Annotated in this window: 12 protein-coding genes and 1 riboswitch; of the genes, 3 read left to right on the top strand and 9 right to left on the bottom strand. The window is 65.8% G+C overall.

Annotated features, from left to right (window positions below; all coding sequences use genetic code 11):
• Positions 1-237: 237 nt before the first annotated feature.
• The 7 genes from CFK21_RS05615 to metE all read right to left on the bottom strand — a co-directional run bounded on the left by CFK21_RS05615 (position 238) and on the right by metE (position 9,221).
• Entirely contained in the window at positions 238-549 is a 312-nt protein-coding gene (locus tag CFK21_RS05615) for a DUF3325 domain-containing protein (protein ID WP_096365578.1), read from the bottom strand.
• The gene (locus CFK21_RS05610; RefSeq protein ID WP_096365576.1) at positions 542-2,089 is read right to left on the bottom strand and encodes a PepSY-associated TM helix domain-containing protein; all 1,548 of its coding nucleotides are present in this window, start codon (positions 2,087-2,089) and stop codon (positions 542-544) included. The genes CFK21_RS05615 and CFK21_RS05610 overlap by 8 nt, the downstream gene beginning before the upstream one ends.
• A 7-nt stretch (positions 2,090-2,096) precedes the next feature.
• A complete protein-coding gene (locus tag CFK21_RS05605) occupies positions 2,097-2,369 on the bottom strand; it encodes a hypothetical protein (RefSeq protein WP_096365574.1) in 273 nt (90 codons plus the stop codon).
• 169 nt (positions 2,370-2,538) lie between these two features.
• Positions 2,539-4,938: a TonB-dependent receptor domain-containing protein gene (locus CFK21_RS05600; protein WP_096365572.1), complete on the bottom strand. Its 2,400-nt coding sequence runs from the start codon at positions 4,936-4,938 to the stop codon at positions 2,539-2,541.
• A 257-nt stretch (positions 4,939-5,195) separates the two neighbouring features.
• A complete protein-coding gene (locus CFK21_RS05595; RefSeq protein WP_197703007.1) occupies positions 5,196-6,152 on the bottom strand; it encodes a FecR domain-containing protein in 957 nt (318 codons plus the stop codon).
• Positions 6,149-6,661, bottom strand: coding sequence for a sigma-70 family RNA polymerase sigma factor (locus CFK21_RS05590; RefSeq protein WP_096365568.1), 513 nt, complete (start codon positions 6,659-6,661; stop codon positions 6,149-6,151). The genes CFK21_RS05595 and CFK21_RS05590 overlap by 4 nt, the downstream gene beginning before the upstream one ends.
• A 253-nt stretch (positions 6,662-6,914) precedes the next feature.
• A complete protein-coding gene (gene metE / locus CFK21_RS05585) occupies positions 6,915-9,221 on the bottom strand; it encodes a 5-methyltetrahydropteroyltriglutamate--homocysteine S-methyltransferase (protein ID WP_096365566.1) in 2,307 nt (768 codons plus the stop codon).
• A gap of 101 nt (positions 9,222-9,322) precedes the next feature.
• On the opposite strand from metE, the gene CFK21_RS05580 reads away from it, so the two are divergent.
• The 3 genes from CFK21_RS05580 (at position 9,323) to CFK21_RS05570 (ending at position 14,768) form a co-directional block, all read left to right on the top strand.
• Positions 9,323-10,213 (top strand): LysR family transcriptional regulator, encoded by an 891-nt coding sequence (locus CFK21_RS05580; protein WP_096365564.1) that lies wholly within the window; start codon positions 9,323-9,325, stop codon positions 10,211-10,213.
• 36 nt (positions 10,214-10,249) lie between these two features.
• Positions 10,250-10,470, top strand: a riboswitch (cobalamin riboswitch).
• A gap of 139 nt (positions 10,471-10,609) precedes the next feature.
• Entirely contained in the window at positions 10,610-13,462 is a 2,853-nt protein-coding gene (locus CFK21_RS05575; protein ID WP_369801261.1) for a ribonucleoside-diphosphate reductase subunit alpha, read from the top strand.
• A 109-nt stretch (positions 13,463-13,571) separates the two neighbouring features.
• Positions 13,572-14,768, top strand: a complete 1,197-nt coding sequence (locus CFK21_RS05570) for a ribonucleotide-diphosphate reductase subunit beta (protein ID WP_096365560.1) — start codon at positions 13,572-13,574, stop codon at positions 14,766-14,768.
• 63 nt (positions 14,769-14,831) lie between these two features.
• On the opposite strand, the gene CFK21_RS05565 is transcribed toward CFK21_RS05570, so the two are convergent.
• Entirely contained in the window at positions 14,832-16,619 is a 1,788-nt protein-coding gene (locus CFK21_RS05565; RefSeq protein WP_096365558.1) for an ABC transporter ATP-binding protein, read from the bottom strand.
• Positions 16,620-16,681: 62 nt separating this feature from the next.
• Positions 16,682-17,005, bottom strand: a complete 324-nt coding sequence (locus CFK21_RS05560) for a DUF2470 domain-containing protein (RefSeq protein ID WP_096365556.1) — start codon at positions 17,003-17,005, stop codon at positions 16,682-16,684.
• Positions 17,006-17,025 lie beyond the last annotated feature (20 nt).

Raw genomic sequence — 17,025 nt, 5'->3', positions numbered from 1 at the left:
CGCATGATTATTTGTATTTGATATAGATCAAAGTCATCGAACCGGGGAATGGCGCAGCGCGTAGGCTGGGTTGAGTGGAACGAAACCCAGCATCCCGCCGACCTGTGACAGACCGAGATTGCCGGAATTACGCCTCGGCTCCATCCCAACCGACGTGTGCGTACCCGGCCTCGAGCGTAGGCTGGTTTGAACGTCGCGATACCCGGCATCCGGTCCGGGCAACAAACCGCAGCGCCATTAGCGAAAGGGGGCGAGCCACCGCAGCCAGCCGGGCTGCCAGGCAAGGATGAACACCACGGCCATGGCGGTGAAACTGATCGCGATGGCCCACAGCAGGGCACCGAAGGCCGGGCCGTCGCGCAGCAGCGCAAGCACCAGGGCGGTGCCAAGCAGCGCCGCGCCTGCAGCGCGCAGCCACAGCATCTGCCGGCATCCGGGCAGTCTCAGGCCGACCGCCTGCCGCCAATGCCGGGCCTGGCTCAGCGCCAGCCAGGCCCAGCCAAGCCAACTGGCGCCGAGTAGCGTCGCCAGCAACACCGGTTCAGCCACGCCGCTGCTCCCGACCCGCCGTCGTGACCCGCCTGCCCGGTCGCAACCGCCGGGTCATCCAGGCCGCCAGCGCCGCGGCTGTCAGCAGCATCAGGTCGATACCCGCGACGGCCCCGTCACCCGCGGCCAGGGTGCGAAGCAGATGATCCCCGGTAGTGACGGCATTCAGGGCCACGGCCAGCAGGGCCAGGCCGGCAATGGCCAGGCTCTGCTCACGCCAGGCGCGGCCGCCGCGCCATGCGGCCTGTATCAGGGCGGCCAGCCAGGCCAGCAGGAATACCCATACCTCCAGGGCGGCGCGCTCGACGCCGGCCACGGTCGCTTCGCTCGGCAGCAGCCGGTTGGCAACAAAGAAGGCCAGGGTGGCGATCATAATGCCGGTCACCGACCCGATGGTCAGCCCCTCGACCAGACGCACCCCGCTGCGTCCCTGCCGGGCATGGCGACGGCGCCGGGCCTCCAGCCAGAAGATGAAGCCGGTGGCGATCATTACGCAGCCGGACAGGCCACCGAGAAAATACAGCCAGCGCAGCGGCCAGTGATCGAACTGAATGAAATGCATTCCGGCGATGAAGCGCTGGGCCCGCATCAGGGGCGCAGCCTCGAACCGGTGCAACAGCTCGCCGCTGACACCGTCGAAGTACAACTGATCGCGATTCATGCGCACCATCCGCGACGTGCTGCGGCGCAGCTCGACATAGGCATTGGCATCCCCCGGGTGCCAGATGCGCAGCTGGCCCGGACCGTCGCCCCCCCAGGCCGCCCGTGCGCGCGCCAGCATGGGTCCCAGTGGCGCCAGCTCGGCCGATTCGCCACTGGCCGGCCGTCGGTAGCGGCCGAAGCCCTCTTCGACGAAGGTGGCGTTGGGCGCGCTTGCCTCGCTGTAGGCCAGGGTCGCGGCCTGTGGGAAATAGATATTGAAGAAGATGATCAGGCCCGACAGGGTCACCACGAAGTGAAACGGCAGCGCCAGCACGCCTGTGAGATTGTGCAGATCGAGGTTGGCGCGCTGCAGCCGCTTGCGCGGGCGGAATACGAAGAACTCGCCGATCAGCTTACGGTGGATCACCACACCGCTGACCAGCAGCGCCAGCATCGCCATGCCGGCCAGACCCACCAGCCAGTAGCCGAGATCGTTCCATTTCAGGTGCAGCGAGTAATGAAAGGGAAAGAAGAAGCCGGAACCGGCCAGCGTGTCCAGTGTGGCCAGGGGCCGGCCGGTGCGGGGATCCAGATCGCGGAATACCAGCTCACCGGCGGCATCGGTATAGAACAGGCGCAGCTGTGCCGCCCGTTCGGACGGCAGCATGAAGCGCAAGTTGGGCGCGTCAGGCGCGATGCGCCGGGCCGTGGCCAGGGCCGGCTCCAGCGCGACAGTATCGGCGGGCGCCAGCCGGGTGGCCGGCATCATCCAGCGGTCGATCTCCTTGTCGAACACACTCAACGTGCCGGTCCAGAAGATAGCCAGCAGCAGGGCACCCAGCACCAGGCCGGCCCAGGTGTGCAGCCAGCGCATGGATTCGCGGAAGGAACGGTGCATCATTCAATCAGGCGGAATGCAGCAGCACCATGACCAGGGCCGCGATGCCGCCGCCCCCCAGCACCAGCCACAACCTGGGCAGCCGGCGCTCGGCGAAGGCCCAGAGCAGGACCAGCAGGTAGACGACAAACCCCAGCATGGCCGACAGCACCACAGCCTCGCTGCGCGCCAGCAGGCCGCTGAGCGCCCGGGCCAGCAGCATGGTGAGCAGCACGCTCAGGCCGTAGCCGCCGGCAAGTGCAAGGCCGATCTGCTGGGCGAAGACGAGACCCTGTTTCATTCTGCGGTTCATGCGCACTGTGTAGCATCCGATGGTTTTCCATGCCGTCATCCCGGCGCAGGCCGGGATCCAGGAGGGTTGACCGCCCGGATTCCGTCCGACAGCGAGGTCGCATCAAGACTCCCTGGGCCAATTCCCTGCCTCGCTGTCCTGATGCTGCCAGCCGCGTTCAGAAATCGAGCTCGTAGCTCAGGGTGAAGGTGCGCCCGCGGCCGGCGAAGTACTGGTTGTCGCCGTCGCGTGCGGTCTGCGAGTAATAGGAGATGTACTCCTCGTTCAGCAGATTCTCGATGCCCAGGCTGGCCCGGCCTACCGGCAGGCGGTAGCTGAGCGAGGCGTCGACCAGGTCATAGCCGTTGAACTCGCGCAGGTTGGCGTTGGTCTGGTCGCTGAAGGTATTGTCGAAGTAATGGCTGAGCTGCACGTGGCTGGACATGCGGTCGTTCCAGTCCGCGCGCCACTTGAGCGTAAGACGCTCGGGCGCGACATTGAACCCGGTCAGGTCGGTGTCGACCTCGCCATCGCCGTCGGTGTCGGATTTGCCTTCGTTATAGCTGTAGATCAAATCCAGGCTGTGGGCCTCGTTGACCCGCAGGCTGCCGCTGACGTCGACGCCCTGGATCTCCACCTTCTCGCGCTTGCCAACGAAGGTCGTGCCCACCTGGGTCAGGCGCTCGCCGAAATCGGAGTCCGATTCGTAGTAGCTGATCTCCAGATCGAAGCGCTCGCCGCTCAGACGGGTGCCGATCTCGCGGTTGTCGGTCACGATCGGCTGCAGCTTCACCAGGGTATCCACGTCCTGACCCGGCGTGCTGATGCCGCGCAGCGCCCGGCCGACATCCGGGATGCCGAAGCCTTCGGAATAATTGGCGAACAGCTGGATCCTGTCCGTCGCCTGATACACCACGCCGAGGTTGTACAGCGGCTCCTTGAAGTCGGGACTGCCGCCATCGACCTGGACCAGGTCCTGGGTGACGTTGCTGCGGTCGATGGTGCTGTAATCGTCGACATCGAGTTTCGCGTATTCGTAGCGGGCTCCCGTGTGCAGTGACAACCCGTCCATGACCCGGATATTGCCCTGCACGAAGGCGGCGGCGTTGTGCAGGACCGATTCGGGCACATAGGTGCGCCCGGTCTGCGCCAGCACCTGTTTGGTGGTGTCCTGGAGCAGGTCGATGCCGGTGGTGAGCTTGAGACGGTCATCGAACAGGCCGGCGCGGGTCAGGGTGAACTTGCCGCCCAGCTTGTCCGACTCGGTGCGGGTCTGGTCGAGTTGGCTGTTGCCCATGGCATCCGTGTAGGGGAAGGCCGTCGGGTGGGTGCCGAACTGGGCGCGAAAGCGCTGATAGTAGAGCTGCGCCTTGAGCTGGTTGTCGCGCCAGTCTAGGTGCTTGTAGGAAAGGTTTGCCGTGGTTGCCTCGTTGAAGGGGGCGTCGTTCGGCGGGGTGGCCTCGCGCGAGGTGGTGGGGATGCCCCGGGTGCGGTCGCCGGCCACGGCGATATAGTCGTGATTGCTCTCCAGTTCGAAGCGGTTGAGGGAGAATTCCAGATTCTGGTTGTCGTCCAGCCAGTAGCCGACCTTGCCGAACAGATCAAAGCTGGTGGAGTCCTGGATCTCGCCCGAGATCTCGTCGATGCCGACGGTGCGGTCCTCGCCGTCGTAGAAGATGCCGCGCTCCTGCACCGAGGCCGCGGCCAGATAGTCCCAGTCGCCGCGCAGGCCGCTGACCTGGTAGTCCAGCTTGTAGCCCAGGCCCTCGGAGTGGAACTCGTTGTCGGCGGTCATGCGTACGGCGGCGTGCTGGTTGAGCTCACCGGCCTCGGCCCGCTTGGTCACATAGTTGATGATGCCGCCGGTCGCGCCCAGGCCATGCTCGGCGCTGGCACCGTGGATCACCTCGATGCGCTCGACCATGCTGAGATCGATGGTGTAGCCGTCGCGGGCGCTGTCGCGCAGCGGATTGGACTGGGGCACGCCGTCGATCAGGATCAGGGCATCGCGGCCGCGGAAGGTCTCGCCGGAATTGGTCAGCTTCTGCCGCCCCGGGGTATAGCCGGGGATCAGGTTGCTGAGGATCTGGCCGCGATTGGTGCTGTGCTGCAACTGCTCCTCGATCTGCTCGCGGCCGATGACGGTGATCTTCTGCGGCGTCTCCCCCTTGACACTGTTGCCGCGGGTGGCGGTCACCGCAATGGTGGACAGTTGCATCGCGCCCGCGCCGGATGCCGGCTGCAGCATCACCGTATCGGCATCGGTAAAGCGGAACTCCAGGCCGCTGCCGGCCAGCAGCTGGCGCAGGGCCTGCTCACGGCTGTATTCACCGTGCAGCCCGGGGCTGCGCTTGCCGGCGGTCAGGCTGGCATCGCTGGACAGCAGCAGCCCGGCCTCGGCGGCGAAGCGGCTCAGTGCCGTGCCCAGCGGGCCGGCCGGGATAGCGTAGCGCTGGGTGGCCTGATACTGGGCACCGGCTGCGTCGGGCGACGCGGCCAGGACGGCCGGGGACAGCGGGATCAGGGCAAGGCTGACGGCCAGGGCCAGCGGGCGGCTGCGGCGGTTGAGCGTTTGCATGCGGGACTCCTTGATTCGAATTGCGTTCTGAGAGGGTGGTTTTCCTCTCTGCCCCGCGAGCCGGAAAAAGGGGAACCGCATCGCAATGACACATGCTTAAGGTCATTGCGAGGAACGAAGTGACGCGGCAATCTCTGACCGGCTGATTTTGCGGTATGAGATTGCCACGCTTCGCTCGCAATGACAGCTGAGCAAGCGCCATCCGAACCGGATCGTGATTTTTTCTTGAGTAGGCATTGCACGCGCATTGAACTGTCTCAGCGCGCCTGTACGCTGACCCACCAGGGGGTGATGCGCGTCACCCGGACCGGCAGGCTGGCCTCCAGGGCCGCGAGAACGCGGTCGGTATCCTCCAGTGGATAGGCGCCGACCAGTTTCAGGTCGGCAACCCCGGCATCGCAGCGGATCACGCCCACCCGATAGCGCTCCAGTTCGGCGAGAAACGCGCCCAGCGCCAGGTTATCCGCCACCAGCATGCCGCGGGGCCAGGCCGCGTCCTGCGATGTCAGCGGCGTGCTCGCCGACACCTGCCGGCGGGTGAAGGTCCGCACCCGGCCGGCCGCGATCTCACTGGTCCCGGCGCCCTGCCGGGGTGTGACCGCGACCCGTCCGGCGCTCACCGCGACCCGGGCCCGGTGTTCCTCCAGCCGCACGCTGAAGCGGGTGCCCAGGGGCGACGCTGGGCCGTACGGTGTGTCGATGCGCAGCGGCCGCGGATCGGCGGCGGTCGCGAGATGGACCTCGCCGGCCAGCAGTTCCAGCCGGCGTAGCGCCGGGGTGTAATCCAGATGCACGGCCGTGTCGGTGTTGAGCCAGAGCCGGCTGCCATCGGGGAGTTCGATTTCGCGGATCTCGCCGGTGGCGGTGTGCAGCCGGGTCAGTCCCGCCGTCGGCGCCATCTGCCGCCAGGCCAGCCAGCCCACCGGTGCCACCAGGCCCAGCCCGACCACCCCCTTGAGGAAGCGGCGCCGACTGCGACCGGCCGCTTGCAGCGCCTGACGCGCCGGCTGCGCGGGCAGGCTGCGGAACTGGTGGTCGATGCGCTCCACCCGCGCCCAGGCCTGGCGATGCGCCGCACTCGCCTGCAGCCACTGCCGCCAGCGCTCGCGTTCAGTGGCGCTGACTTCCTCGCCCTGCAGACAGGCAAACCATTCGGCGGCCTGCTCCAGGGCGTCCATCGGGTCCACGCTGCTGCCTGCATGGCGTTGTGTCATGCCGCCAGATCCAGATCCGCCTGCAGGCATTGCAGCATGGCCCGGGCTATGTACTTCTTGACCATACGCTCACTGACCCCGAACTCGGCGGCGATGTCGGCATAGCGCACGCCCTCCAGCCGGGACAACAGAAAGGCCTGGCGGACCTGCTCCGGCAGGTCCCGCAGGGCGGCATCCAGGCGATACAGGGTCTCCACAATGAGGTGATGCACCTCCGGCGAGGGCGCGAGCGCTTCCGGCTGCCGGCTCAGGGCGTCGAGATAGGCCTGTTCGATGTCACGCCGGCGCCAGTGGTTGGCCAGCAGCCCCTGGGCGATGCGGGTCAGATAGGCCCGCGGCGAATCGATCCGGCTCAGGTCCTCGTCGCGGCTGAGCAGCCGCAGGAAGGTATCCTGCGCCAGGTCAGCCGCGGTCTCGGAGCAGCCTGCTCGCCGACGCAACAGCTGCTGCAGCCAACTGTGATGCTGACGGTAGAAGTCCGCCAGATGCTGTTCGTAAGTCCATGACATGGCGCTGGTATCAGGTGTTGCCTATGACATTCCCAGCAGACTATACAATAAAAATAATCTAAATGATAATCGTTATTGTTAGTAGAAAGAGCGGGCAGCAGGACGGCAGCCGCCCCACCCGTCACATGGCCGTGCTGAAGGCCTGGCTGGAGCGCCACAAGGTACAGCTCTGCCGAGATGCAGCAGGAGCCACCTGAACTGATGGCAACTGCCGCTCCCGGCACTGACCGCAGCAACGCCGGCATGCACCCGATCAGGACCCGGTCGTCCGGATATCCTGTCCCTGCATCCGCCTGAGTTGCCTGGCGGCCGTGACCATGTTGCGCAGCGAATCCTCCACCTCGGGCCAGCCGCGCGTCTTGAGCCCACAGTCGGGGTTCACCCACAGACGTGCGGCGGGGATGCGCTGCGCCGCCTTGCGCATCAACTCGACCATCTGCGTCACCTCCGGACGGTTCGGAGAATGGATATCGTAGACCCCGGGGCCGATCTCGTTCGGGTAATCGAAGTCGTGGAAGGCATCCAGCAGTTCCATATCGGAGCGCGCCGTCTCGATGGTGATCACGTCAGCATCCAGATCCGCGATGGCCTCGATGATGTCGTTGAACTCCGAATAGCACATATGGGTATGGATCTGGGTTTCGTCCCGCACGCCGCTGGCGGCGATGCGGAAGCAGCGGGCCGCCCAGGCCAGGTAGCCCGTCCAGTCATCGCGGCGCAGCGGCAGACCTTCGCGCAGAGCCGGCTCGTCGATCTGGATGACGCCGATGCCCGCGGCTTCGAGATCGGTGACCTCGTCACGCAGCGCCAGTGCGACCTGCAGGCAGGTCTCCTCGCGCGGCTGATCATCACGCACGAAGGCCCATTGCAACATGGTCACCGGCCCGGTCAGCATCCCCTTCATGGGCTTGTCGGTCAGCGCCTGGGCGTAGCGCGCCCACTCCACGGTCATGGGGTGAGGGCGCACCACGTCGCCGAACAGGATCGGCGGCTTCACGCAGCGTGAGCCATAGGACTGCACCCAGCCATAGCGGGTGAAGGCATAGCCTTCGAGTTGCTCACCGAAGTACTCGACCATGTCGTTGCGCTCGGCCTCGCCATGCACCAGGACATCCAGGCCATAGTCCTCCTGCTGTCTGACCGCATAGGCGATCTGCTCGCGCATCTTGTCGTCGTAGGCCTGCGCGGTGATACGCCCGGCCTTGAAATCGCGCCGTGCGGCGCGGATCTCGTCCGTTTGCGGGAAGGAACCAATGGTCGTGGTCGGAAAGGCCGGCAGGTTAAGTCGCTGATGCTGCACCCTGGCGCGTTCGCTGTAGGGGTGCTGGCGCTGAGACATGCGAGCGTCGACGCGCGCCATCCGCTCGCGCACCTCGGGCCGGTGCAGTCGCTGCGACCGCGCCCGGGAGTGGACCGCCGCATCGCTGGCCTGCAGGGCGGCCACGGCGGCCTCGCGACCACGGTCCAGGGCCTGTTTGAGCGCGCTGACCTCCTCGACCTTCTGCGTGGCGAAGGCCAGCCAGGACCGCAGTTCGGCATCCAGCCTGTCTTCCTGCCCCAGGTCCACCGGCACGTGCAGCAGCGAGCATGAAGGCGCGATCCACAGACGCTCGCCCAATGCCTCCCGCAGCGGCTCGAGGCGATCGAGCGCGGCGCTGAGATCGGTGCGCCAGATGTTGCGGCCGTCGACGCTGCCCACGGAGAGCACCTTGTGCGGCGCCAGCCAGTCGGCCACGGCAGCGACCTGTTCCGGGGCGCGCACGGCGTCGATGTGCAGGCCGGCGACGGGCAGGTTGGCAGCCAGACACAGGTTGTCCTGCAATGCACCGAAATAGGTGGTGAGCAGCAGCTTCACCGGAGCGCTCTGCAATCGATGATAGGTCGATTCGAAGGCCTTGTGCCAGGCGGCGGGCAGGTCCAGGGTCAGGATCGGCTCGTCGATCTGCACCCAGTCGGCGCCGAGCCCGGCCAGCCGCTCCAGCACCTCACCGTAGACGGGCAGCAACTGCTCGAGCAGCGCCAGGGGCGCCGCGCGGGTGTCCCGCGACTTCCCCAGCCACAGAAAACTCAGGGGCCCCAGCAGCACCGGCTTGACGGGGATGCCCAATGCCCCGGCCTCCTCGACCTGTTCGAACAGGTGCTCCGAGGACAGGGCGAAACGCGTATCGGTCTCGAATTCCGGGACCAGGTAGTGATAGTTGGTGTCGAACCACTTGGTCATTTCGCAGGCCGCGGCCGGTGTGCCGGTCGGGGCGCGGCCCCGGGCCATGCGAAACATCGTATCCAGATCGACCGGACCGCCCGCATGCCCGAAGCGGCGCGGCACGACGCCGAACATCACGGCATGGTCCAGGACCTGGTCATAGAGCGAGAAGTCGCCCACGGGAATGAGGTCCAGACCGGCCGCCTGCTGGAGCTTCCAGTGCCGCTCGCGCAGTTCGCGCCCGGTCCTGAGCAGAGTGTCGCGATCGATCTCGCCGCGCCAGTACTGTTCGGTGGCGAATTTCAGTTCGCGCCGATGGCCGATACGGGGAAAACCGAGATTATGCGTCGTGGTCATGGTGTCTTCTGCCTCTTGTTCTGAATGAGGCCGCGGAGTATGGTGCCCGACACTTAAATGAATCAATCTCAATATTTTCATTATTTAATTGAATTTTATTCATGACGATCGAGATCCGGCACCTCCGCACCCTCGCCGCCCTCGCGGCCAGCGGCAGCCTGGCGCAGGCGGCGGAGCGAGTGCATCTGACCCAGTCGGCACTGTCTCACCAGCTTCGCACCCTGGAGGATCACTACGGGGTGACGCTGCTCCATCGCGGCAGTCGGCCGATCCGCCTCACTCCGGCCGGCGAACGTGTGCTCGCGCTCGCGCAGGAAGTCCTGCCGGCGCTGGAGCAGGTCGAACACAGTCTGCTGGGAATCGCTGCCGGCCGAGTCGGCCGCCTCTATGTCACCATCGAATGCCATGCCTGCTTCGACTGGCTGCTGCCACTGCTGGAGGACTTCCGCCAGCGCTGGCCGGAAGTCGAGATCGACATCCGCACGCCGGACCACTTCGATGCCCTGCCCGCACTGATCGATGGCGACATCGACCTGGTCATCACCTCCGACCCCATCGAGCGGCCGAGGCTGGAGTTCCAGCCGTTGTTCGACTATCGCGCCCTCCTGGCCATGCCGACCGACCATCCGCTGGTTGAACGCGACTGGATCCGCCCGCAGGACCTGGCCGACCAGGCACTCATCACCTACCCCGTCCCGCAGCAGCGGCTGGATATCTTCACCCACTTCCTCGATCCGGCCGGTGTGACGCCGGCGCAGGTCCGCCAATGCGAACTGACCGCCGTCCTGTTGCAGTTGGTGGCCAGCCGCCGCGGCCTGGCTGCGCTGCCCGACTGGGTCCTGCGCCCGGCTCTGGAAGCCGATCGCCTGGCGGCCCGGCCGCTGGGCCCGCAAGGCATGGGCGGGCGCATGTACGCGGCCGTGCGGACCACCGAGGCCGAACTACCCTGGCTGGCAGACTTCATCGCCCTGGCGACGGCGGCCGAAAGATAGATCGCCACCCGCTTGAACCCCGCCCGATTATCTCCTATATTGGGCTTCACCTCCGGTGCGACCACTAGATATTGTGGTTGCGGCAACAGGGAACCCGGTGAGAATCCGGGGCTGTCGCGCAGCGGTATGGGGGAACGACGCCACAGGTGCAGCACGCACAGGCACTGTCCTTCGGGATGGGAAGCCGTGGCACAGGTGAACGGCAACCGCCGTTCGAGCCCCCGAGCCCGAATACCTGCCGGAGTGGATTCCACACGAATCCATGCACCCGGGTCTCGCGCCAAGGCCTCAGGGTGGCAGAGCCGCCAGATTTCCCGATCCCGGCCCGCCAGCCTCGCCCGCGCGTCTCCCGCTGTCATCGACACACTGCCACCACGCAGAGAGGGGGAGAGCATGCTGACAACCACCACCGCAACCGAATCGCCGACGCCGGCGGCCGCCCGGCGGCCGGAACCGGAACCGCCGACGCCAACCGGCTACCGCGTCATCCGCCGCAATGGCAAGGTCACCGCCTTCGACCGCAGCAAGATCGCCATTGCCATGACCAAGGCCTTCCTGGCCGTGGAAGGCGGCACCGCCGCGGCCTCCAGCCGGGTCCACGAGACCGTCGAGCAACTGACCGACCAGGTCATCGACGCGCTGTTCGGACGCGTGCCGGGCAGCGGCACCGTCCACATCGAGGACATCCAGGATCAGGTCGAACTGGCGCTGATGCGCGCCAGCGAGCACAAGACCGCCCGTGCCTATGTCCTGTACCGCCATCAGCAGGCCGAAAGACGCGCCGCCGGGCGCGCAGCGAGCGCGGGCCGGCCGGCCGAGGACGAGGCCGTACTCACGGTTACGCTCGATGACGGCAGCACCCGGCCGCTCGACCTGGCCCACATCGAAACCCTGATCGAGGAGGCGACCGCCGGGCTCACGGACGTGGACGCGGCCGCGGTGTTGCAGGAAGCCCGGCGCAACCTCTTCGACGGCATGCATGAGCGGGATGTCGGCCAGGCACTGGTCATGGCCGGGCGCATGATGATCGATCGCGAAGCCGACTACAGCCACGTCGCCGCCCGCCTGCTGCTCGACAACCTGCGGCGTGAGGCACTGGGCTTTGTAGGCGGCGGCAGCGCCCGGGTCACCCAGGCGGAAATGGCCACGCGCTATCCCGACTACTTCAAGGCCTGCATCCACCGCGGGGCGGAACTGGAACTGCTCGACAGCGAACTGACCCGCTTCGACCTGGATCGGCTCGGCGCCGCGCTCAAGCCCGAGCGCGATCTGCAGTTCACATATCTGGGTCTGCAGACCCTCTATGACCGCTACTTCATACACCATGACAAGACCCGCTTCGAACTGCCGCAGGCGTTTTTCATGCGTGTGGCCATGGGCCTGGCCAGCAACGAGATCGAGCGCGAGGCGCGGGCGATCGAGTTCTATGATCTGCTTTCCAGCTTCGACTTCATGAGCAGCACCCCGACCCTGTTCAACTCCGGCACCCTGCGCCCGCAGCTCTCCTCCTGCTATCTCACCACCCTTCCCGACAACCTCGACGGTATCTATTCCGGCATCCGCGACAATGCACTGCTGTCCAAGTTCGCCGGCGGTCTGGGCAACGACTGGACGCGGGTGCGCGGCATGGATGCCCACATCAAGGGCACCAACGGCAAGAGCCAGGGCGTGGTGCCATTCCTGAAAGTCGCCAACGACACCGCGGTGGCGGTCAACCAGGGCGGCAAGCGCAAGGGGGCCGTATGCGCCTATCTGGAGACCTGGCACATCGACATCGAGGATTTCCTGGAACTGCGCAAGAACACCGGCGACGAGCGCCGCCGCACCCATGACATGAATACCGCCAACTGGATCCCCGACCTGTTCATGAAACGGGTGGCCGAGGCGGCCGAGTGGACGCTTTTCTCACCCGACGAGGTGACCGATCTGCACGATCTCACCGGCCGGGAATTCGAACAGCGCTACACGGAATACGAAGCGAAGGCCGCGCGCGGCGAGATCCGTGTCTCGCGCCGGGTCCAAGCTGTGGAATTGTGGCGCAAGATGCTGTCCATGCTGTTCGAGACCGGTCATCCGTGGATGACCTTCAAGGACCCCTGCAACCTGCGCTCGCCGCAGCAGCATGTCGGCGTCGTGCATTCCTCCAACCTGTGCACCGAGATCACACTGAACACCTCGGATGACGAGATCGCGGTATGCAATCTCGGCTCCATCAACCTCGCGCGCCACGTCGGCGCCGACGGCCTGGATCCGGACAAGCTCGAACGCACCATCGGCACCGCCATGCGCATGCTCGACAACGTCATCGACTACAACTACTACTCGGTCCCGCAGGCGCGACGCGCCAATCTGCGCCACCGCCCGGTCGGGCTCGGCCTGATGGGGTTTCAGGATGCCCTGTATCAGCTCGACATCCCCTATGCCTCGATGGAGGCGGTGGAGTTTGCCGACCGCTCCATGGAAGCGGTGTCCTTTCATGCCATCAAGGCCTCGACCGACCTGGCCGAAGAGCGCGGCCGCTACCCGAGCTTCGACGGCTCGCTGTGGAGCCGGGGCATACTGCCCATCGACTCCCTCGCCCTGCTGGAGGAGGGACGCGACGGCTATCTGGATGTGGACCGCGAGTACACGCTGGACTGGGACAGCCTGCGCGAACGCGTCCGTCGCGTGGGCATGCGCAACTCCAATACCATGGCCATCGCCCCGACGGCGACCATCTCCAACATCTGCGGCGTGGGGCAGTCGATCGAGCCGACCTATCAGAACCTGTTCGTGAAATCCAACCTCTCGGGCGAGTTCACCGTCATCAACACCTACCTGGTGCGCGATCTCAAGGCGCACGGCCTGTGGGACGAGGTGATGGTCAACGACCTCAAGTACTACGACGGTTCGGTGCAGAAGATCGGCCGCATCCCGGAGGCGCTCAAGGCAAAGTACCTGAGCGCCTTCGAGATCGATCCGCGCTGGCTGGTCGAGGCTGCCGCCCGTCGGCAGAAATGGATCGACCAGGCCCAGAGCCTGAATCTGTACCTGGCCGAGCCCTCGGGACGCAAGCTCGACAACCTCTACAAGCTGGCCTGGGTGCGCGGGCTGAAGACCACCTACTACCTGCGTTCCATGGGGGCGACCGGGGTGGAGAAGCACGGCGCGGCGCCGGTCAGCGGCAGCATCACGGCAGCAGGCAGCACCGGCGCCGAAACCGCCAGCGCCTGTTCGATCCTCGACCCCGACTGCGAGGCCTGTCAGTAGGCGGGGAAACCCGCGCTCATCTCTGCCCGGCGCCATTGCGAGCGGCACGCTGCGCGCCTCGCAATGACGCAACATCACATTACGCAATTGCCCGAAAGAGGAGAACACGATGCTCAACTGGGACGACCCGCTCACTCAGGCTGGCCCGCAACACACGCCGCCGACCCAACCCGGCAAATTCAATCCTCAACCGGGATCGGCACACCCCGCCGGCACGGCGTCGGATGCGCATCCCGCCCCCGTCGAAGGTGCGCATGCGCGCACTACCGACACGGCCCTGCCCGGCATCACCCCCAGCGACCTCAAGCCGATCAATCCGGAAGACAAGCGCGTCATCAACGGCCACACCGACATCAATCAGCTGGCGCCGTTCAAGTACCCCTGGGCCTGGGACTATTTCATCAATGCCAACAAGAATCACTGGACACCGCTGGATATCGGCATGGCGCAGGACGTGCACGATTACCACTATTCCCTGACCTCGGAAGAGCGCCACGTCTACGAGAATGTTCTGGCCTACCTGACCACTTCCGATATCCTGGCCATGCGCAACATCGGCCTGGCGGTGATGGAGAAGATGTCGGCGCCGGAGTTGCAGATCTACCAGGCCCGCCAGGTGTACGAGGAATCCCTGCACACCTGGACCTATCAGCACTGCATCGAGTCGATCGGCCTGAACCAGGGCGAGATCTACAATCGCTATCGCGTCATCCCCGAGCTCAACCACAAGATCCGTATCGCCAATCAGCGCCTGGACACCGTGATGCGGCCCGATATCGATCTGCGCGAGCCGCAGGCCCTGAACGACTTCGTCATGGCCTATGTGTTCTTCGCCGCGGTGTTCGAGGGCACCTGGTTCTACAACGGTTTCACGCCGGTGTTTGCCCTGCAGCGACGCGGCCTGATGAAAGGCACGGCGGAGCAGCTGCAATACATCATGCGCGACGAGGTCCTGCACGCCTCCTTCGGCCTGCGCGTGGTCAAGCAGATCCTGCATGAAGAAAACATCCGACTCGATCCGCAGGCGGTGCGCGAGATGTGGGACGAGGCCGAGGCCGCCGAAACCGCCTATGCCCGGTTCCTGCTGCCCGAGCCCATCCTCGGTTATTCCGCCGACGCGCACATCGAGCAGTTCCGCTTCATCGCCAATCGCCGCGCCCGCAAGCTGGATCTGGACGACCCCTTCCCGGGCGCGGAAAACGCCCTGCCCTGGCTCGACGAGCAGGCCAATCTGCGCAAGGAGAAAAACTTCTTCGAGACCCGGGTCACGGAATACCAGACCGGCGGCGCCCTGAACTGGGACTGACGGTCTACGCCTGTCCCATGGCGGTGGCAGACGGATGTCTGCGACACCGGGCCGAATGAACCGCTAGGCGTACAACCGGCTGTACAGTCCACCCGCTTCGATCAACTCCCCGTGCCGGCCCTGCTCCACGATGCGGCCGGCCTCGAACACCAGCACGCGGTCGGCGCGGCGCACCGCGCTCAAGCGGTGGGCGATGATGAGCACGGTGCGTCCGGCCAGGAATTCCTCCAGGTCGTCGAGCAGCCGGGCTTCGGTCTCGGTATCGAGCGCGGAGGTGGCCTCGTCCAGGATCACCAGCTGCGGATCGCCCAACAGCATGCGGGCAATGGCCAGGCGCTGACGCTGGCCGCCCGACAGGCGCAGGCCCTGGCGGCCCAGTTCGGCATCGAGCCCGCCCGGCAGCTCCCGTACCACCTCCGCCAGCTGCGCCCGCTCCAGTGCCTGCCACAGCTGCGCATCGTCATACTCGCGCCCGAAGGTGAGATTACCGCGCACGCTGTCGTTGAAGATGGCCGGGTGCTGCAGCACGGTGGCGACATGCTCGCGTACGACATCCAGGCCGATATCGGCGACCGGCACATTGTCGAAGCGGATGGTGCCGGCCGTGGGCTGATACAGGCCGAGCAATGCCTGTACCAGCGTGGACTTGCCGCCGCCGCTGGCGCCGACCAGCGCCACCCGCTGGCCGGCCGGGATGTCGAGACTGATGCCGTCCAGAATCGGCTCTTCATCACGATAGGCGAAATGCAGATCCTCGATGCGTACGGCCACGCCGCGCTTGTCCGTGAAGGGATTCTTCCGCCCGGCATAGCCAGGCTCCGCGCGCAGGCCGAGGAAGCCGTTGATGCGCTCCAGCGCGGCACGGGCGCCGTAATAGGCATACTGGATGCCGAGGATGTCCTGCACCGGCGTCATCATGTACCAGAGGTAGGCGAACACCGCCATCATCTGGCCGATGCTCAGGTCGGAATACACCACCATCAGCATGCTCGCGGCGCGGAACAGATCGAACCCGAGCAGGAAGATGAAGAACGACAGCCGGCCGGCAGCATCGCTCTTCCAGGAAAAGGCGGCCGAGTCGCTGCGCACGCGCGCGGCCCGATCGATCACCCGCTGCAGGTAATGCTGTTCGCGGTTGGCCGCGCGGATCTGCTGGATCGCATCCAGGGTCTCGGTCAGGGCACCCTGGAACTGCTCGAAGGCCTGGTTCTCGCGCCGCTTGAGGTGCTTGACCCGGGTGCCGAGCTTGACGCTGAACCAGATCACCATCGGGTTCAGGAACAGGATCAGCAACGCCAGCTGCCAGTGCAGCCACAGCAGCACCGCGGTCACGCCCACCAGCGACAGCACTGCGATAAGGAACCTGGCCACCGCCATGCCGATGAAGTTGTCGATCGAATTCAGGTCGGTGACGAAGTAGGAACTCACCGCACCGCTGCCGCGGGTCTCGTATTCGCTCATGGAGATGCGCCGCAGCCGCTGCAGCAGATCGCGGCGGATGACGAACACCACGTCCTTGGCGATCAGACTGAACTGGCGCGTCTGCCATACGTTCAGCAACACCGAGACGAAGCGCAGGGCGACGGTGAGCAGCAGGATGGCGCCGATGTAAAGCACCGGCCCGTGCCAGGCGGACGGGAACAGCTGGTCCATCCAGCCCACCAGCGTACCCGGCTGTTCCAGCAGCACCTCGTCGACCAGCAACGGAAGCATCAGCGGCAGCGGCACGCTGGCCAGCACCGCCAGCACGGCGATGGCATGGGCGGCGACGAGCTCGCGGCGATGGCGCAGGACCAGCGCCAGGACCCGGGACCAGTCGTAGCCGGCGGTGGCAGAGTTATGGGTAGTCATGCAGCGTCCATAGGGCAGGCGACATCATCGATTCTACCCCATGTCCCTGGCCTGGACCGCCGTCAATGCGGCGCCGGCACGGCCAGCCCCAGCCGCTGCCGCGCCACCTTCGCCATCTCCACCAGCACGGGGCGGATCTGTGCCTTGCCGGTGAGCGGTTCGGTGAAGGGAATCCGGCCCAGGACCCGGCCCTGGTCGGTGTGATATTCCACCGACATCGCATCGCGGTCAATGTCCAGCAACCGCGCCGCGGTGGCTGCCTGAACCCCGAGGAAGGCATGCACATAATTGAGCACGGCATCGGCATGATCCTCATTCATGTGTTCGATCATGCGCGCCTTCTCCTCGGCGGCGAGAAAGTCGGTGTCCGTCTGCGTCTGGCTCATGCTGTCGCTCCTTTACCTGT

Origin of the sequence: Thiohalobacter thiocyanaticus, from assembly GCF_002356355.1 — a bacterium.
GTDB lineage: Bacteria > Pseudomonadota > Gammaproteobacteria > Thiohalobacterales > Thiohalobacteraceae > Thiohalobacter > Thiohalobacter thiocyanaticus_A.
The sequence above is the reverse complement of the archived record's forward strand: the minus strand, read 5'-3'. Positions and strand labels throughout refer to the sequence as shown.